Source organism: Klebsiella sp. MBT K-1 (assembly GCF_002556465.1).
Taxonomy (GTDB): domain Bacteria; phylum Pseudomonadota; class Gammaproteobacteria; order Enterobacterales; family Enterobacteriaceae; genus Klebsiella; species Klebsiella grimontii.
The window spans coordinates 84471-102762 of the sequence record NZ_PDEL01000009.1 but is presented as its reverse complement, the minus strand read 5'-3'; the positions used below and the strand labels follow the sequence as shown (position 1 = coordinate 102762).

The 18292-nt window shown below is 56.8% G+C and carries 15 protein-coding genes; 7 read left to right on the top strand and 8 right to left on the bottom strand.

Translation table 11 applies throughout. The features are described 5' to 3' along the window. Positions 1 to 18 precede the first annotated feature (18 nt). On the top strand, positions 19 to 1284 hold the full coding sequence (locus tag CMQ96_RS15140) for a DUF1479 domain-containing protein (protein ID WP_004135162.1): 1266 nt from the start codon (positions 19 to 21) through the stop codon (positions 1282 to 1284). Here CMQ96_RS15140 and CMQ96_RS15135 read toward each other — a convergent pair. Beyond that, entirely contained in the window at positions 1281 to 2354 is a 1074-nt protein-coding gene (locus CMQ96_RS15135) for a LacI family DNA-binding transcriptional regulator (RefSeq protein ID WP_049085980.1), read from the bottom strand. The genes CMQ96_RS15140 and CMQ96_RS15135 overlap by 4 nt on opposite strands. Before the next feature lie 298 nt (positions 2355 to 2652). On the opposite strand from CMQ96_RS15135, the gene CMQ96_RS15130 reads away from it, so the two are divergent. After that, a complete protein-coding gene (locus CMQ96_RS15130) occupies positions 2653 to 3954 on the top strand; it encodes an MFS transporter (protein ID WP_004135164.1) in 1302 nt (433 codons plus the stop codon). Between the two features lie 15 nt (positions 3955 to 3969). Beyond that, a complete protein-coding gene (locus CMQ96_RS15125) occupies positions 3970 to 6333 on the top strand; it encodes a TIM-barrel domain-containing protein (RefSeq protein ID WP_098066989.1) in 2364 nt (787 codons plus the stop codon). 168 nt (positions 6334 to 6501) lie between these two features. Here the strand turns inward: CMQ96_RS15125 and CMQ96_RS15120 are convergent, their stop codons facing one another. Further along, positions 6502 to 8094 (bottom strand): ABC-F family ATPase, encoded by a 1593-nt coding sequence (locus CMQ96_RS15120; protein WP_098066988.1) that lies wholly within the window; start codon positions 8092 to 8094, stop codon positions 6502 to 6504. Between the two features lie 177 nt (positions 8095 to 8271). Between CMQ96_RS15120 and CMQ96_RS15115 the strand changes: the two genes are divergently transcribed. Together CMQ96_RS15115 and ldtB are read left to right on the top strand one after the other, a co-directional pair. Further along, entirely contained in the window at positions 8272 to 9054 is a 783-nt protein-coding gene (locus CMQ96_RS15115; RefSeq protein WP_098066987.1) for a tyrosine-protein phosphatase, read from the top strand. A 190-nt stretch (positions 9055 to 9244) separates the two neighbouring features. Then, positions 9245 to 10159: a L,D-transpeptidase gene (ldtB, locus tag CMQ96_RS15110; protein ID WP_004130773.1), complete on the top strand. Its 915-nt coding sequence runs from the start codon at positions 9245 to 9247 to the stop codon at positions 10157 to 10159. Between the two features lie 42 nt (positions 10160 to 10201). On the opposite strand, the gene CMQ96_RS15105 is transcribed toward ldtB, so the two are convergent. The 5 genes from CMQ96_RS15105 to mntR all read right to left on the bottom strand — a co-directional run bounded on the left by CMQ96_RS15105 (position 10202) and on the right by mntR (position 15243). After that, positions 10202 to 10918 (bottom strand): GntR family transcriptional regulator, encoded by a 717-nt coding sequence (locus tag CMQ96_RS15105; RefSeq protein WP_004135171.1) that lies wholly within the window; start codon positions 10916 to 10918, stop codon positions 10202 to 10204. 70 nt (positions 10919 to 10988) lie between these two features. Continuing rightward, entirely contained in the window at positions 10989 to 12365 is a 1377-nt protein-coding gene (locus CMQ96_RS15100) for a glycoside hydrolase family 1 protein (protein ID WP_024360121.1), read from the bottom strand. 151 nt (positions 12366 to 12516) lie between these two features. Beyond that, the gene (locus tag CMQ96_RS15095) at positions 12517 to 13557 is read right to left on the bottom strand and encodes an aldo/keto reductase (RefSeq protein WP_004135173.1); all 1041 of its coding nucleotides are present in this window, start codon (positions 13555 to 13557) and stop codon (positions 12517 to 12519) included. 109 nt (positions 13558 to 13666) lie between these two features. Then, positions 13667 to 14773, bottom strand: a complete 1107-nt coding sequence (locus CMQ96_RS15090) for an anion transporter (RefSeq protein WP_049130080.1) — start codon at positions 14771 to 14773, stop codon at positions 13667 to 13669. Continuing rightward, positions 14770 to 15243, bottom strand: coding sequence for a manganese-binding transcriptional regulator MntR (mntR, locus tag CMQ96_RS15085; protein ID WP_004130763.1), 474 nt, complete (start codon positions 15241 to 15243; stop codon positions 14770 to 14772). Before mntR ends, CMQ96_RS15090 begins: the two co-directional genes overlap by 4 nt. Before the next feature lie 182 nt (positions 15244 to 15425). On the opposite strand from mntR, the gene mntS reads away from it, so the two are divergent. Beyond that, positions 15426 to 15551 carry a manganase accumulation protein MntS gene (gene mntS / locus CMQ96_RS15080; protein ID WP_004130761.1) on the top strand — a complete coding sequence of 42 codons (126 nt, stop codon included), beginning with the start codon at positions 15426 to 15428 and terminating at the stop codon, positions 15549 to 15551. A gap of 268 nt (positions 15552 to 15819) precedes the next feature. Beyond that, positions 15820 to 17397 carry a phosphoethanolamine transferase gene (locus CMQ96_RS15075; RefSeq protein ID WP_024360123.1) on the top strand — a complete coding sequence of 526 codons (1578 nt, stop codon included), beginning with the start codon at positions 15820 to 15822 and terminating at the stop codon, positions 17395 to 17397. Between the two features lie 69 nt (positions 17398 to 17466). Here CMQ96_RS15075 and ompX read toward each other — a convergent pair whose 3' ends face one another. Beyond that, complete coding sequence (gene ompX, locus CMQ96_RS15070) at positions 17467 to 17979, bottom strand: outer membrane protein OmpX (protein ID WP_004130755.1); 513 nt, start codon at positions 17977 to 17979, stop codon at positions 17467 to 17469. Positions 17980 to 18292: the final 313 nt, after the last annotated feature.

Here is an 18292-nt window from a genome sequence, read left to right as displayed (position 1 = left end):
GAAAGATGAGAGGTCATCATGGCTGTTACCCATACCAGTGAAACTTTACCTGCCGACCCTAAAGCGGCTATCCGCCAGATCAAGCGGGAGCTGCGGGCGCAAATTGGCGACGTACAGGCGGTGTTCGATCGGCTGACGGCGCGTATCGCCGCGCGTCTGGAAGAGATTGACGCCCTCAAGGCCAGCGCTCAGGACGTTTGGCCGACAATCCCGTTCGAGGCGATTGCGCGTGGCCAGGTCACGGAGGCCCAGCGCGAGCTCATCAAGCGTCGCGGCTGCGCGGTCATCAAAGGCCATTTTTCTCGCGAACGGGCGCTGGCGTGGGATAACTCGATGCTCGACTATCTCGACCGCAACCATTTTGATGATGTCTACAGAGGCCCGGGCGATACCTTTTTTGGCTCGCTGGAGGCGTCGCGGCCGGAAATCTATCCGATTTACTGGTCCCAGGCGCAGATGCAGGCGCGCCAGAGCGACGAAATGGCCGCCGTGCAGTCGTTCCTCAACCGCCTGTGGACGTTTAACCGCGACGGGAAACAGTGGTTTAACCCGGACGTGAGCGTCATCTACCCGGACCGCATTCGCCGCCGCCCGCCGGGAACCACCTCGAAAGGTCTGGGCGCGCATACCGACTCCGGCGCCCTGGAGCGCTGGCTGCTGCCGGCCTATCAGAAAGTGTTTGCCGACGTGTTTAATGGCAATATTGATGCTTACGACCCGTGGGACGCGGCGCACCGTACCGAAGTCGAAGAGTATACGGTCGACAATACCACCAAATGCTCGGTGTTCCGCACCTTCCAGGGGTGGACCGCGCTCTCCGATATGATCCCCGATCAGGGTCTGCTGCACGTGGTGCCGATCCCGGAAGCGATGGCGTACGTGCTGCTGCGTCCGCTGCTCGATGATGTCCCGGATGATGAACTGTGCGGCGTCGCGCCGGGTAAGGTGCTGCCGATTTCGGAAAAATGGCATCCGCTGCTGATCAAAGCTTTAAGCTCTATTCCGGCGCTTAACGCGGGCGATTCGGTATGGTGGCACTGCGACGTGATCCACTCGGTCGCGCCGGTGGAAAATCAGCAGGGCTGGGGCAACGTGATGTATATTCCCGCCGCGCCAATGTGTGAGAAAAACCTCGCCTACGCGCAGAAGGTCAAAGTCGCGCTGGCGCGCGGCGCTTCGCCGGGCGACTTCCCGCGCGAAGATTATGAAGCCAGCTGGGAAGGACGTTTCACGCTGGATGATTTAAATATCCACGGTAAGCGCGCGCTGGGAATGGTTGATTAATCGTCATATAGCCCCTTCGCTTCAACGGCGGTACGGCGGTTACCGGCGCGTATCCGCCGCACCGAATCGCGTACCGCCAGCGTGCCATGCAAGAGTAACGCGCCGTGCGGCGCATCGGGACGGATCAGTCTTTGCTGTAGCAAATGCACCGCTTCAACCCCTAATTCATCGCGCGGGACGTGGACGGCGGTTAGCGGTACATCCTGAATCGCCGCCAGGTTAAAACCGTCGATACTCATGACGGAAATGTCCTGCGGGACGCGCAAACCGCGTTTTTGTAAGGCGGCGATCGTGCCTGCCGCCATAAAATCACCGCCCACCAGAAATGCCGTCGGCAGCGGGCCGTCGCCGCGCTGATCCAGCCACTCCCCTACTTTTTCCTCGGTATCGCGGGCGCTGAAATTGGCCACATCAATGAGATCCCTGCTTTCGGCAAAGCTCAAATTCCGCGCGCGCCACGCCTGCTTGATCCCCAGCAGACGCAGCTCCATGGTATAGCGGCGCAGGCACATCACGTTCATGATCGCCTGATGCCCCATCTCAAACAGGTAGCGGGCGGCGAACTGGCCGATCAGCCGATGATCCGGCGCGACGGAGGGTAAGCGCATTCCCGCGTCGTGGCAGTTGATCATCACGCAGGGCTTCGCCAGATCGGCCGCCAGATCGTGAATATGCGGATCGTCGATACCCAGTAAAATAGCGGCCTGGGTCGAGGCTTCATGCATGCGCTGCAAAAACAAATTGGCATCGCTGTCATTCTCTTCCAGCGCGCAGTAGCGCAGGTGCACCTCGTGCGGCATAAGGGCGCTATTGATGCTTTGAATCACCCGATAGTAGTAAATATCCGTACGCTCATCGAAAGCGCGCTGGGGCGCGAATACCACGAGGTTGTTGAGCAGCATTCGCCCGGCGGCGATACCCTCCATCACGCCCAGCTCGCGGGCGCACTCCAGTACCCTCTGGCGGGCCCTGGCGCTGGTGTTCGCTTTCCCCGCCAGCACCCGCGATACCGTGCTGACCGACAGCCCGGTACGCGCCGCGATTTCGCTCACTTTAAGCTTTTTGTCCATTTTGTGATCGCGCTCTACTTTGCTGATGAAAAAATTTTCATATCGAGAATGTGAATATTTTTAAGCGATTTGGCGATGTCATACTGCGATCCCGATCGCCCCATGAAAAAATTTGCAGAATTGTCGCTATTGCCCGCTCGCATTCTCCCTTAGCCTGAATTGGTCCAACACCTTTGAGATTAGTCAACCAATAGTGTCGAGACATCAACCTTAACAAACAACGAAATAGAAAATTTTAGCGACAACTCAGCAAGCGGGTTGGTCAATTTTCCCTACTACATGTCTCGTGGAGAGTTCTATGAGCCAAGGCCTCAATAACGATATGGCGGTGAGTAAATCGCGCCGCATAGTGAAGAACCTGCGCTGGTGGATGCTGGTGCTGTTTTTGCTCGGCGTCACCGTTAACTACATCACGCGCAATTCGCTGGGGATTATCGCCCCGGAATTAAAAACCTCTCTCGGTATTACCACTGAACAGTACTCGTGGATCGTCGGCGCTTTTCAGCTGGCGTATACCATTTTTCAGCCGCTCTGCGGCTGGCTTATCGACGTCATTGGTCTCAAGCTCGGCTTTATGATCTGCGCCACGCTGTGGGCCATCGCCTGCATCGCCCATGCCGGCGCGGGGAGCTGGCTGCACCTGGCGATTCTGCGCTTTTTCATGGGCGGCGCTGAGGCGGCGGCGACGCCAGCCAACGCCAAAACGCTCGGCGAGTGGTTTCCTAAATCCGAGCGCCCAATCGCAGCAGGCTGGGCCGGGGTTGGTTTCTCCATCGGCGCCATGCTGGCGCCGCCGATTATCTACTTCGCGCACGCCTCGTTCGGCTGGCAGGGCGCATTTATGTTCACCGGCGCGCTGGCGCTCGTATGGGTCGTACTGTGGTGGGCGTTCTATCATAACCCGGAAAAACACCCTAACCTCGGCAAAGCCGAGCTGGCGCTTATCCAGCAGGACAATGAAGCGCCGCCGGTTAAGCTGCCCTTCTTTACCGCGCTGAAAACCGTATCGAAAAACAAGCGCTTCTACGGTATCGCCATTCCGGCCTTTATGGCGGAACCCGCCTGGGCGGTGCTGAGCTTCTGGGTACCGCTCTACCTGGCGAAAGAGCACGGCATGGATCTCAAGCAAATCGCCATGTTTGCCTGGCTGCCGTTTCTGGCGGCCGACCTCGGCAGCGTCGCCAGCGGCTATCTGACCAAACTGTATACCCGCTGGTTCGGCTGCTCGCGGGTGAACTCGGTGGTCGCCAGCTCCGTCACCGGCGCCTTCCTGATGATTTCCCTCGCCACCGTGGCGATTACCCGCGATCCCTATATCACCATCGTGCTGATTTCAATTGGCGGCTTCGGCCACCAGATTATCTCCTGCATGCTCAGCGCGCTGGTGGTGGAGTCGTTCGATAAAGGGCAGATGGCGACCGTAAACGGGATGCGCGGCTCCGCCGCCTGGATCGCCAGCTTTTTGTTCTCGCTGTTAATTGGCGTCACCGCCGACAAAATCGGCTTCAACCCGCTATTTATCGCCATGGGGTTCTTTGACCTGATTGGCGCGGTATTCCTGGTGGCATTTATTGCTGAACGTCGCGCAAAACGCGCCTGAGAGTGGATGTAAAAAATGAAGACTTTGAAAAACTGGACCTTACACCAACGGCTGGAGCATCACGTTGAGCTGCTCGTCGACGGCCAGCACACCCTGTGTCTGTACGTGCTGGAAGAAAATATGTTCCGCGTACTGCTGAAGCGGCACGGCCAGCTGGCGCTGGATCGCACCTGGAGTATCGCTCCCCAACAGGACGTGCCGTGGGAAGGACGCCCGCGCGAAGAGCTGAGCGGCTTTAGCCTACCCGCCTGGCAGCTCACGGAGCATAGCGACGCCCTGACCATTGCCACCGACCAGCTGCGCGTCACCGTCCACCAGCCGCTGTGGCTGGAATGGCGCTATCGCGATGAGGCCGGCGAGTGGCAGCCGCTGGCGAACGACCGCCCCACCAGCGCCTATCTGGCGAATGCGCACGGCGACGGCGTTGCCCACTACCTGAGCCGACGCAAAGACGAACGCTTCTATGGTCTGGGCGAAAAGGCCGGCGATCTGCAGCGTAACGGTAAACGCTATGAGATGCGTAACCTCGACGCCATGGGCTATAACGCGGCGAGCACCGACCCGCTGTACAAACATATTCCGTTTACCATCACGCAGCGCAGCGATATCAGCTACGGTCTGTTTTACGACAACCTGAGCAGCTGCTGGCTGGATCTCGGCAACGAAATCGATAATTACCATACCGCCTATCGCCGCTGGCAGGCGGAAGCGGGAGACATTGATTACTATTTGTTTTCCGGCAAGCGGGTACTGGATATCACCAAAGCGTTCGTCCGCCTGACCGGCAAAACGCTGTTCGGACCGAAATGGAGTCTCGGCTACAGCGGTTCGACGATGCACTACACCGACGCGCCGGATGCGCAAAACCAGCTGATGAACTTTATCCGCCTGTGCGATGAACACGCCATTCCGTGCGATTCGTTCCAGCTCTCTTCCGGCTATACCTCGATTAACGGCAAGCGCTACGTCTTTAACTGGAACAACGACAAGGTGCCGCAGCCGAAGGTGATGAGCCAGGCCTTCCACGATGCCGGGCTGAAGCTCGCCGCCAATATTAAGCCCTGCCTGCTGCAGGACCATCCGCGCTATCACGAGGTCGCGGAGCGCGGGCTCTTTATCCGCGATTCACAGGCCGATGCTCCCGAGCGCTCCAGCTTCTGGGATGACGAAGGGTCGCATCTCGACTTTACCAACCCGCAAACCGTCGCCTGGTGGCAGGAAGGCGTGACGACCCAATTGCTGGAGCTGGGCATCGACTCCACGTGGAACGATAATAACGAGTATGAAGTCTGGGACGGCGAAGCCCGCTGTCACGGATTCGGCCACGAAATTGCTATCAAACATATTCGCCCGGTGATGCCGCTGCTGATGATGCGCGCGTCGCTGGAGGCCCAGCAGCGCTTTGCGCCGCAGAAACGCCCGTATCTGATCTCTCGCTCCGGCTGCGCCGGGATGCAGCGCTACGTTCAGACCTGGAGCGGCGATAACCGCACAAACTGGGAGACGCTGCGCTATAACACCCGCATGGGGCTGGGTATGAGCTTGTCCGGGCTGTTCAACGTCGGACACGATGTGGGCGGCTTCTCTGGCGACAAACCGGACCCGGAGCTGTTCGTGCGCTGGGTACAAAACGGCGTTATGCATCCGCGGTTTACCATTCACTCGTGGAATGACGACCAGACGGTCAACGAAGCCTGGATGTACCCGGAGGTCACCCCGGCGATCCGTTCAGCCATTGAGCTGCGCTATCGTCTGCTGCCGTACCTCTATACCCTGCTGTGGCAGGCTCACGCCGACGATGAACCGATGCTGCGCCCGACCTTCCTCGATCACGAACACGATGCGCAGACGTTTGCCGAATGCGACGACTTCCTGCTGGGTCGCGATCTGCTGGTCGCCAGCGTCGTCGAACCCGGCGCGCGTCAGCGCCGCGTGTGGTTGCCGGCAAACCAGGACGGCTGGTACGACTTTTACAGCCACCAGTGGTACGCAGGCGGCCAGTGGATCGTCCTTGATGCGCCGCTGGAAAAACTGCCGCTGCTGGTTCGCGCCGGCGCAGGCCTGCCGCTGAGCGAACGCATTCGCCACGTTTGCGCTGAAAAAGACGATACCCGCGAGCTAAAACTGTTCCCGCTGAAAGGAATGGGGACCTGTCGCGGCCTGCTGTTTGAAGACGACGGCGAAAGCTGGGGCTACCGGAACGGCAATGCGCTGTGGGTGGAATGGGAAATGGTCTGCGATAGCGCCAGCATTAACCTGAAGGTCAAGGCGCGCGGCGATTATCGTCCGGCGTGGAAAGCGCTGAAGGTATTGTTGCCGGCGGGGGAAAAACGCAGGCTGCGGGTGAACGGTGAAGAAAGGAGCGAGTGGCGGGTGTAGCCCGGATAAGGCGCAGCGGCGCCTCCGGGGAATTCTGCCACTCTGCAAACTGCTCCCGGGGGCGGCGCTCAACGCGCCTTGCCCGGGCTACGGGCTCACCGCCGTCTACGGGCCGCTAGCCCGGATAAGGCGCAGCGGCGCCGCAATCCGGGACAAGCAACAGAAAAATTATTCGATACCTTTAGTGCGCAGATAATCTTCGTAGTTACCGGTGAAGTCGACCACGCGCTCCGGCGTAATTTCAATCACTCGGGTCGCCAGCGAGCTCACAAACTCACGGTCGTGGGAAACAAAAATCAGGGTCCCCTGATACATCTCCAGCGCCATGTTCAGCGATTCGATCGATTCCATATCCAGGTGGTTGGTCGGTTCGTCCATCACCAGAATGTTCGGTTTCTGCATCATCAGCTTACCGAACAGCATACGGCCTTTTTCGCCACCGGAGAGCACTTTCGCCGGCTTTTTGATGTCGTCCTGGCTGAACAGCAGTCGGCCCAGGATGCTGCGCACCGCCTGCTCATCATCGCTTTCCTGCTTCCACTGGCTCATCCACTCAAATACCGTCAGATCGTTTTCAAATTCATATTCATGATCCTGCGCGTAGTAGCCAATCTGCGCGTTCTCGGACCATTTAACGGTACCGTTATCCGGCGTCAGGTCGCCGACCAGGGTTTTCAGCATTGTGGATTTACCCACGCCGTTGGCACCCAGAATAGCGATCTTCTCCCCCACTTCCAGCAGCAGGTTGAAGTTTTTAAACAGCGGGCCGTTGTCAAAGCCTTTTGCCAGCGCTTCCACTTCCAGAGCGTTACGGAACAGCTTCTTATCCTGCTCAAAGCGAATGAACGGGTTCTGACGGCTGGACGCTTTCACTTCGTCCAGCTTAATTTTGTCAATCTGACGGGCGCGCGAGGTCGCCTGGCGAGATTTAGAGGCGTTGGCGCTAAAGCGGCTGACGAATGATTGCAGGTCGGCAATCTGCGCTTTTTTCTTGGCGTTGTCCGCCAGCAGACGTTCGCGCGCCTGGGTCGCAGCGGTCATGTACTCATCGTAGTTGCCCGGGTAAACGCGCAGTTCGCCGTAATCCAGATCCGCCATGTGGGTACAAACCATGTTCAGGAAGTGACGGTCGTGCGAAATGATGATCATGGTGCTGTCGCGATCGTTGAGGGTCTGCTCCAGCCAGCGGATGGTGTCGATGTCCAGGTTGTTCGTCGGTTCATCAAGCAGCAGAATGTCCGGGTTGGAGAACAGCGCCTGCGCCAGCAGCACGCGCAGCTTCCAGCCGGGAGCGACTTCGCTCATCGGGCCGTAATGCTGTTCAACCGGGATACCGACGCCGAGCAGCAGTTCGCCGGCGCGCGCTTCAGCGGAGTACCCGTCCATCTCGCCGTACAGCACTTCAAGGTCAGCCACCTTGTAACCGTCTTCTTCGCTCATCTCCGCCAGAGAGTAGATGCGATCGCGCTCCTGCTTCACTTCCCACAGCTCGCCGTGGCCCATAATGACCGTATCCAGCACGCTGAACTCTTCAAACGCAAACTGATCCTGGCGCAGCTTACCGATACGCTCATTCGGGTCGAGGGAGACGTTGCCCAGCGTCGGCTCAAGATCGCCGCCGAGGATCTTCATAAAGGTGGACTTGCCGCTACCGTTGGCGCCAATCAGGCCGTAACGATTGCCGCCGCCAAATTTGACGGAAATATTTTCGAACAGCGGCTTACTGCCGAACTGCATGGTGACGTTGCTGGATACTAGCACGGGGTTATCCTGAAAATAGAGAATGAGAAGTGTGATGAACCAGACATTATGCCAGCAAATGCTTCACTTTTCACGGGGCGTTATAAAATCATCAATGACGCTTGTGTTAGGGTCGTGTCATATTGCGCGGTTACACTGCTTAATGCGTAATTTTTTACCTTAATCTGGAAGGAACCTATGACCACACTCTCCCGCCATCCGGCTTTCTTATCGCTGCAGGGCGGTATCAACTTTCGTGACCTGGGCGGCCAGCGTACCGCCGACGGCCGCCGCGTGCGGACCGGAAAACTATTCCGCTCCGGCTCGCTGCATATGATGACGGCCGATGACCTCACCCACCTGGACGCCATCCCCCTGAGCCGGGTCATTGATTATCGCGACCCGGGAGAAGTGAATCGTAGCCCCGATAAGCTGAACGAAGCGGCTCGCTACCTCAACGCTCCGGCGAATCCGCACGTTCGCGACGTCAACGCCAAAGTCACCGAGCTCAACGCCGACACGCTAAACGCCCTTAACGGCGAGCAGTTTATGCTGGAGCTCTATCGCCAGCTGCCGTTTAATAACGCCGCTTATCGCCAGCTGGCCGGCTGGCTGATGGAGCCTTTCGACGGCGCGCTATTGCAGCACTGCGCGGTAGGGAAAGACCGTACCGGCGTGGGCTGCGCGCTGACGCTGTTCGCCCTCGGCTGCGATCGCCACACGGTGATGGAGGAGTACCTGCTCACCCAGGGCATGCTGACGCAGGTCGAGGATTTTTTGCTCGCATCCCTCGGCAATGAGCTGACCGTCCGCGGCCGGCAAAACCTGGCGGAAATGATGACGGTGCATGAATCTTACCTTGCCGCCGCGCTTTCCGGCATCGATGAACGTTACGCCAGCGTCGATGCCTGGCTGGAAAAAGAGTATCAGCTGACGCCGCAGGCGCGAGAAGCGCTCCAGGCGCGGCTTCTGGAGGGGTAATCCCCTCCCGTTTTTAGCCTGCAGGGCCAGCGTTGACGGGCTACACTCACGGTCACAGGAAAAAAATGTGATTTCGTACACATCTCATTTACCTGTTTGCCGGAAAGCACATATAATGCGCTCCCATCGACTTCCTGTTTAAACTGACAAAGGCCTGTGCGGCATTAATATCGCCCACGACATAAAGATTATGAAATTATCAACACTCTTCGCGGCAGCCTTCGCCATCGTGGGCTTTTGCAACACAGCTTCTGCTGTAACCTACCCTCTGCCTACCGACGGCAGCCGTCTGATTGGCCAGAACCAGGTGATCACCATTCCGGAAGGCAACAAGCAGCCGCTGGAATATTTCGCCGCCGAATACCAGATGGGTTTATCCAACATGCTGGAAGCCAACCCGGGCGTGGACACCTTCCTGCCGAAAGGCGGCACCGTGCTGAATATCCCGCAGCAGCTGATCCTGCCGGACACCGTGCATGAGGGTATCGTCATCAACAGCGCGGAAATGCGCCTTTACTACTATCCGAAGGGCACCAACACCGTCATCGTGCTGCCGATCGGTATCGGCCAGCTCGGCAAAGACACGCCGATCAACTGGGTAACCAAAGTTGAGCGTAAAAAAGCCGGTCCGACCTGGACGCCTACCGCCAAAATGCACGCTGAATATGCCGCTGCCGGCGAACCGCTGCCGGCCGTTGTTCCGGCCGGTCCTGATAACCCGATGGGCCTGTACGCGCTGTATATCGGCCGCCTGTACGCCATTCACGGCACCAACGCCAACTTCGGCATCGGCCTGCGCGTCAGCCACGGCTGCGTGCGTCTGCGTAACGACGATATTAAATTCCTGTTTGAAAACGTGCCGGTCGGCACCCGCGTAGAGTTTATCGATGAGCCGGTAAAAGCCACTACCGAGCCTGACGGCAGCCGCTTCATTGAAGTTCACAACCCGCTGTCCACCACTGAAGAGCAGTTCCAGGGCGGCGAAATCGTACCGATTAACCTGACCAAATCCGTACAGGCGATTACCAGCCAGACTGACGTAGACCAGAGCGTGGTCGATCAGGCGATCCAGAACCGTTCCGGTATGCCGGTGCGTCTGAACTAAAACGCATCGCGCAGAGTGGCGGGCCCGGTGCCCGCCCTTTTTTTATCCGTTATTCACCAGAATAATTCCGCCGTGATCGTAGCGATAGTGGCAATGGGCATACTCCAGCGGCGTACCGTCCTCCAGATAGATCACCTGCTCCACCTCCAGCACCGGATCGCTCGCTTCGCAGTTGAGATATTCCCTGTCCAGCGCCTGCGGTTTCATCGCCCGCACCACCCGATACGATCCCATCATCTTGAGCCCCAGCGTCTCCTGCAGGTAGCGAAACACCGAGCCTTCGAGATGCGTTTTATTCAGGCCGGGCACCAGCGCGACCGGCATCACGGTGAGATCCAGCGACACCGGTTCCTCGTTGAGCAGCCGCAGGCGAACGAAATCATAGACCGGGGCATCGGCGTCAATCAGCAACGAAGTTTGCTCTTTTTCCGTCGGAAAGCGCAGCTCGAAGCGAATCACCCGGCTGGCCACTTCCCCTAAGTGCTCCCAGGTTTTGGTGGCGCCAAAATAGTCGCTGCCGGGCAGTTCCCACTGCGAAAGCTGGAGGAAATTTTTGCGCACGAAGGTGCCCTGCCCCTTGCGGGTGTAGATAAGGCCTTCGACAATCAGCTGGCGCATCGCCTGCTGGATGGTCATCCTGCTGGTGCTGAATTCCGCCGCTAACGCGAACTGATCGGGTAACGGCGCGCTGGCGGGATACTGGCGGCTGATGATACGTTTTTTGATTTCCCGCGCGATACTCAGATATTTGGCCGTCATTCCCCGATCCTTTTACGTTGCTGATAGCGACTGGCGGGCAGAATATACCATCTGCCCGCGCGAGGCGCCGTTACATCTCTTCGCCATTGCTGCGAATGGCCCGCTTGAGCCAGGCATAGCTTTTCTTCGGAACGCGCTTAAGGTCCTTCAGGTCGTGGTTTTCACGGTTCACATAGACAACGCCGTAGCGTTTGCGCATATCGCCCTGCGAACTGAGAATATCGATCAGCCCCCAGCCCAGATAGCCAATCACCTGCGCGCCGTCCTCGAATATCGCCTCTTTCATAGCGTTGATATGATCGCGATGATAGGCGATACGGTAATCGTCAGCGATCGGGTTCTCGCCGTCCCAGGACTCAATCACCCCGATGCCGTTTTCAATCGGGAAGACCGGCAGACGCCAGTCGTTGTAGTAGCGGGTAATGATGGTGCGAAAGCCCAGCGGATCAATCTGCCAGCCCCACTCGGTAGCGTTCAGATAGTCATTCTTTTTATCGCCGAACTGCATGTAGTGGTTCACCGGCGTGCCCGGCGGGATCGGATCGCTATCCAGCGCCTTGCTGGCGTAGTAGCTAAAGGCCAGATAGTCGATTTTGACCTGCGCCATCAGCGCCAGATCCTCTGCGCGGTAGATATCCGCAAAGCCTTCGCGAGCGACAACGTGCATGACTTCCGGGCTGTAGCCCTCCCCGGCGAAGGCGCGCAGCAGATTCTGGTTTAAAAATTCGTCGAGCTGCTGGGCGCAAAGGATATCGCGCGGTTTACAGGTCGCCGGATAGACCAGCGCGTGGGCCAGCATGCCGCCCATCAGGCACTGCGGCTTCGCCTGGTGCAGATACTGCGTCAGGTGCACGTGGGCCATCATCACGTGGTGCTGGATCTGATACAGCTCGCGCAGGGTCTTCTCGCCGCGCATGTAGCCTGAAATCAGAAACGCGTCCGGCATATGGTAGAGATTCTGTTCATTAAAGGTCAGCCACCACTTCACCTTGTCGCCAAAGCAGTCGATCATCTTCTGCCCGTAACGAATAAAGGCTTCCATCACCCGGCGGTCGGTAAACCCGTTGTAGCGTTCAGCCAGCGACAGCGGCATATCGAAGTGATACAGGCAGATCATCGGCTCAATGCCGCGGGCAATCAGGTCATCGATAAACTGGTGATAAAAGGCGATACCTTCTTCATTGAACTCACCGTCGCCTTCCGGGCAAACGCGGCTCCACGCAATCTGGAAGCGGTAGCAGTTCATGCCCAAATCCTGCATCAGGTCGAAGTCTTCCCGGTAGCGGTGGTACGAATCGGTCGCCACCTTCCAGTCGGAAGTCAATTCCGCGGACTGGCGGATATCGTAAACCGACATCCCTTTACCGCCCTCATTCCACGCCCCCTCGGTTTGCATGCTGGAAACCGAGTTACCCCATAAAAAATCTGCCGCTAGTGTTCTGTTCATCGCTCGCACCCATGACTAGTCATATAAATTTCATGACTAGTCATATAAACGAAATCTTATTTTCGGGCAAACCCAGGGATCGTTTTTTGTGAGCGCAGCGGATAAAAAAGCCGGATCGCGAAACAGACGATCCGGCGTGCAAGAGAGGAAGTTACTGCTGTGCTAGCTGGTCGCGACGGTATTCGCCCTGGCGCTCCAGCATCCAGCCCGGATACTCTCGCGGCAGCGCGCTGACCGCATCAAGCCGCGCCAGCTCGTCGCCGCTGAGGACAATGCTGGTTGCCGCGAGGTTCTCGGCGAGCTGCTCCGCGCGCTTCGCGCCAATGATCACGCTGCTTACCGCCGGCTGATGCAGCAGCCAGGCCAGCGCGATTTGCGCCACCGAAACGCCCTTCGCATCGGCAATCTCGCGCATTACATCAATGCAGTCAAAAGCCCGCGCTTTGTTCACCGGTGGGAAATCGAACTCCTGACGACGGCCGCCGCTCGCCGACTGTCCGTCGCGATCGTACTTACCGCTGAGCAGCCCTCCCGCCAGCGGACTCCAGACCATCAGGCCCAGGCCTTCGCTCTGCATCATTGGCGCCAGCTCGCGCTCCAGATCGCGCCCGGCAATGGTGTAGTAAGCCTGCAACGAGGCAAAGCGCGCCAGCCCCAGTCGTTCGGAAATGCCCAGCGCTTTGACTATCTGCCATGCCGCCCAGTTCGACACGCCGATGTAGCGGACGTGGCCGTGCTGCACCAGATTATCCAGCGCATACAGCGTCTCCTCGATGGGGGTCGCCGGATCGAAGCCATGAAGTTGATAGAGATCGATATGATCGAGCTGCAGGCGACGCAGGCTCTCCTTCACGCTGCCGATGATGTGATAGCGCGAACTGCCGCGCGAGTTCACGCCTGCGGTGCCGGTTTCGCCAAACACTTTAGTCGCCACCACGACGTTTTCACGCGGCACCTTCAGATTCTTCAACGCCTGGCCGGTAATCTCTTCCGAGCGCCCTTCCGAATAGACGTTAGCGGTGTCGATAAAGTTGATGCCCGCATCGAGCGCGCTGCCCACTAGCTGCTCTGCCTCCGCCTGGCGCAGCTGCCCCACTTTCCCCCACAGGCCGCCTTCGCCGCCGAAGGTCATGGTGCCCAGGCACAGCTCAGAGACAAAAAGGCCGGTATGGCCCAGTTTTTGATAACGCATAGGACTCTCCTTAATCAAGGTGATTCACCATCGTGAAGAGAGTTATACCCCGGAAAAGGAGAGCGCGAATGTGGCGTTTCTGTCCGTTTCTTGCCCAATTCTCTGAAAATCAGAGCTGCAGCAATCCATACCCCACCAGCGCCGCCCACAGCAGCATGGGCAGGGAATAGACGTGGAAACGCCACCAGATACGACGATCGCCGGCCATGCGCAGCGCAATCAGATTGGCCAGCGAGCCCGGCAGCAGGCCGAACCCGCCAACGTTAACCGCCCAAGCCAGCAGCGTTGAGGGCTGAACGTAATTAAGCAGCAAAATGGTCGCCGGGACGTTGCTGATAAACTGCGACAGGCCAATCGAGGTCAGCCACAATCCTCCCGCCGAGAGCTGGCCAACGCCGTTGAGCGCATGCTGTAGAACAGGCAGTTGGATCAGCAGGTGAACGTCAATAAACATCGCCATAAACACCAGCAGCAGCGTCCAGTCGACATTGATAATCACCGCCCGCGCCAGCAGCAGAAAACCCAGCGCGATCAGAGCCAGTCCCCACAGCTCCTGCTTCAGCTCTAAGGCGGTCAAAAAGACCAGATAGAACGCCAGGCAGCTCCAGACCAGCTTTGGCCGCCACGATGGCGCCTTATCGCTACTCTGATAGTTGAGATGTTTCGCGGGAAAGCAGAACCAGCACAGCGCCAGCAGGGTGATCATCATCGCCGCCGCCAGCGGCAGCATCTGGCCGATAAAGGCCGGAAAGGAGAGGCCTGAGCGCCCCCAGAGAAGAATGTTTTGCGGGTTTCCGATAGGCGTTAACAACGACCCGGCGTTCACCGCCAGCGCTTCAAAAATGATTAACCGGCTTGTCGGGATGGCGCACCATTTTTTCAGGGTCAGCGTGAGCGGTACGACAATAAACAGCGCCACGTCGTTGGTTAAGAAGGTGGAAAGCAGCGCGGCCGCCAGCACCATAAAAATGGCCAGCTGGCGTTCGGTCACAAAGCGGCGCGCCATTTTGCGGCCAATGACGTCAAAATAGCCGCTCAGTTCGATACCTTTGGTCAGTAGCATCAGCCCGCTAAGGGTGATAATCGTATGCCAGTCAATGGCGTGAAGCCAGGCGGCGGGGGCAAACGGAACAAAGAAGCTTAAAACAACGCCGATAATCAGCAGCAGATGTAAAAAGCGGTCGCGGATCAGCGACTGAACAAAGACGAGGTTCATTCTCCCAGCGACCCCTGCTTGAGGGTAAACTGTTTAAACATCGCCAGCGTCTCTTCGCTGACGTGGTGCTCCATCCCTTCGGCGTCGCGACGCGCAATCTCCGGGCTAACGCCGATCACCAGTAAAAAGTTTTCGACGATCTGGTGGCGTTCCCGGCTTTCATGCGCCAGCTTCTCCCCTTCCGGAGTCAAAAAGATCCCCCGCCAGGGGATCTGTTCGATCAGCCCGACGCTCGCCAGTCTTTTTAACATTTTCGCAACCGTTGGCTGCGACACCCCAAGACGCGCGGCCATGTCCACCTGACGGGCTTCTCCCACTTCCATAATCAGATCGGAGATCAGCTCCACGTAGTCATCAATCAGCTCCCGACGATGCGCCTCGCGCACCTGACGAAACCCCTCAACGTGCTCCTCGACATTCACTAGCTGCGTCACTTTTTTTGTTATTGGCTTACCTGCGCGACGGTTCATTGTGCTTCCTCATTCCTGTGACGCATCAAGCATCATATAAAAGGATCCCCATTGTAATGGATCGCGCACGGAGAACAAAAAATTAACGTTTTAGCCATAGCTATAAAATATAGCCTGTGCTATATCTGTACGTAATACACACATCCTTCAGGGAGCGAAGGACGAAGTTACAGGAGGTCGTTATGAATGAATTCAAGAGGTGCTTAAACGTGTTTACCCATTCTCCTTTTAAAGTTCGGTTAATGCTTGTCGGTATGCTGTGCGATCTGATCAACGGCAAACCCCCACAGGATAAACCCAACAACTAGCGCGGCGTCGCGGTACGCCGCTTCATTTTTCTGTCATATTTCCCTGCCACACTGGCTGATTACTCAGCGCTTCAGCAACTTTTTTCAAGTTTTGTAAGCTTTCTCCCAAAACAATCCGTTATGGATAGTTGACCTTAACATTTGCAAGCCCTATCTTTTGTCAGCCCTGCCACTACTGCGGCTCGCAGAGACCCTCTTCACGCACTGTCCAGCAGGTTTTACCCCTTGATGCCAGGGGACGCACATGGCTCTTTTTTGATTGTTTACTATGAATGTCACGCTGAAAGAAACGCTGGTCGCCCGCGGACTGGTACTGAACCCATGGACAGGATTCTATTTTTTACAATCGCTGTTTATTAACCTGGCGCTGGGCTACGACTTTAGCCTGCTCTATACCGTTGCTTTTACCTGCGTGCTGCATCTTCTGTGGCGCAGCTTTCCGCGCGCGCAAAAAGTGGTGGTCGGCGTTTATTCGCTGCTGGCGGCCATGTACTACCCTTTTGGCCAGGCCTACGGCGCGCCTAACTTCAATACGCTGCTGGCGCTGCATGCCACTAACCTCGAAGAGTCCACCGAGATCCTGACCATTTTCCCGTGGTACAACTATCTGCTGGCCGTGTTTATCTTTGCGCTCGGCGTCATTGCCGTACGCCGCAAGCCGGAAACGTCGGCGCGCTGGGGGAAAATGGAGACGCTGGGGCTGCTGTTCTGCACCGCGATTTTCTTTCTCCAGCCGGTGCAAAACCTCGCCTGGGGCGGCGTCTTTAAGGTTATCGATACCGGCTATCCCGCCGTCCGCTTCGTTAAAGATGTGGTGGTGAATAATAATGAAGTGCTGGATGAGCAGGCGCGAATGGCGCAGCTCGCCAATATGAAAGACAGCTGGCACGTACTGGCGGTAAAGCCGAAGTATCATCTGTATGTGGTGGTGATTGGCGAGAGCGCCCGTCGCGATGCGCTCGGCGCCTTTGGCGGCCACTGGGACAATACCCCGTTCGCCAGTTCGGTAAAAGGCTATCTGTTCAATGACTACGTTGCCGCCAGCGGCTCAACGCAGAAGTCGCTCGGTTTAACCCTCAACCGGGTGGTCGACGATAAGCCGCAGTTTCAGGATAACTTTGTGACCCTCGCCAACCGCGCCGGTTTTCAGACCTGGTGGTTCTCGAATCAGGGGCAAATTGGCGAATACGATACGGCGATTGCCAGCATCGCCAAACGCGCGGATGAGGTTCAGTTCCTCAAGAATGGTGATTTCGAGGCCAATAAAAATACCCAGGATGAGCAGCTCTTAACGCTGACCGCGCAGGTGCTGGCCACCCGCCGTACCCAGCCGCAGCTGATCGTCCTGCATTTAATGGGCTCACATCCGCAGGCCTGCGATCGCACCAAAGGGAAATACACGGTTTTTGTTCAGTCGAAAGAGACCTCCTGCTATCTCTACACCATGACGCAAACCGACACGCTGCTGAGCAATCTTTATACTCAGCTACAAAACTCTGGCGAAACCTTCTCGATGACCTATTTTTCCGATCACGGTCTGGCATTTAAAGAGCGCGGGAAAGAGGTGCAGTATCTGGCGCACGACGATAAGTATCAGCAGAATTTCCAGGTACCGTTTATGGTGATCTCCAGCGATGATAAAGCGCATAAGGTCATTAAAGCGCGGCGCTCCGCCAACGACTTCCTGAGCTTCTTTTCCCAGTGGACCGGGATCAGCGCTCAGGAGATTGCCCCGCGCTATCGTTTCATCTCTGAACAAAAGGCTGGCCCAACCTACATCACCAACTTCCAGCTGAAGAAAGTGGACTATACCCATCTGGGTACCGACGCGTTCACTATCAATTAACTCAGACGCGTAAACAGCAGGCAAAAAAAATCCGCCCCTCAAGGCGGATTTTTTATATCACCGAAGTGATTAGAAGCGGTAACCTACGCCAGCAATCCAGGTGCCAACGTCAACGTTACGAATGCGAGACTGCTCGTAGGAGAAGTCCAGGGCAACGTTTTCGATCGGGTTGAACTGCAGACCAGCGCCGTAAGAGAAACCGTAGTCGCTCATATCAGATTTGTTCGGGTAGCTGTTGTCCTGGAATTTACCGTAACCAACACCCACTACGCCGTAGATGCTAGCCCAGTCGTTCAGACGGTAAGCCGGACCTGCGGTGATGCCGTAGTACTGGCCTTTTTTGTAAACGCCAGATTCAGAACGATCTTTTTCGGTGTAGGTGAAAGAACCGATAACACCCAGCGGGTTGTTGTCTTGCTCGTAGCGGTACTTCAGGTTGAAACCGCCAGCTTTGTTCGCTTCACCCTGCATGTCGCTCTGCGCGTAGCCACCGGTAACGGTAGAAGTCGCAGCGAAAGCAGTGGTACCTACGGATGCAGCCAGAACAACGGCCAGTGCTGAAAAACGTGCAATTTTATTCATAACCACCTCAAATGTGTTTCTAATAAGTCCTAAGCCTTAAATATAACAAAAACTTTTGGGAAACTCTTTTCACTTTACATTGTCTAACGTACTTTTTCATGTAACTAAAGGTTTCTACGTTTCTATAACAAACTGGAAAACAAACCTTTTTTACAAATATACTCCTATTAAGGCTCATAAAGCGCCAGACGTGTATCCAGATTATTCCTAATCTGGTGGTGAAATTATCTTCAGACCCGCCCTATTGTACTGCTTTTAAGACCCTTTTTTTCAACATTAGCTCAACCGGCGCGGGGTAATTCAATTACACTGG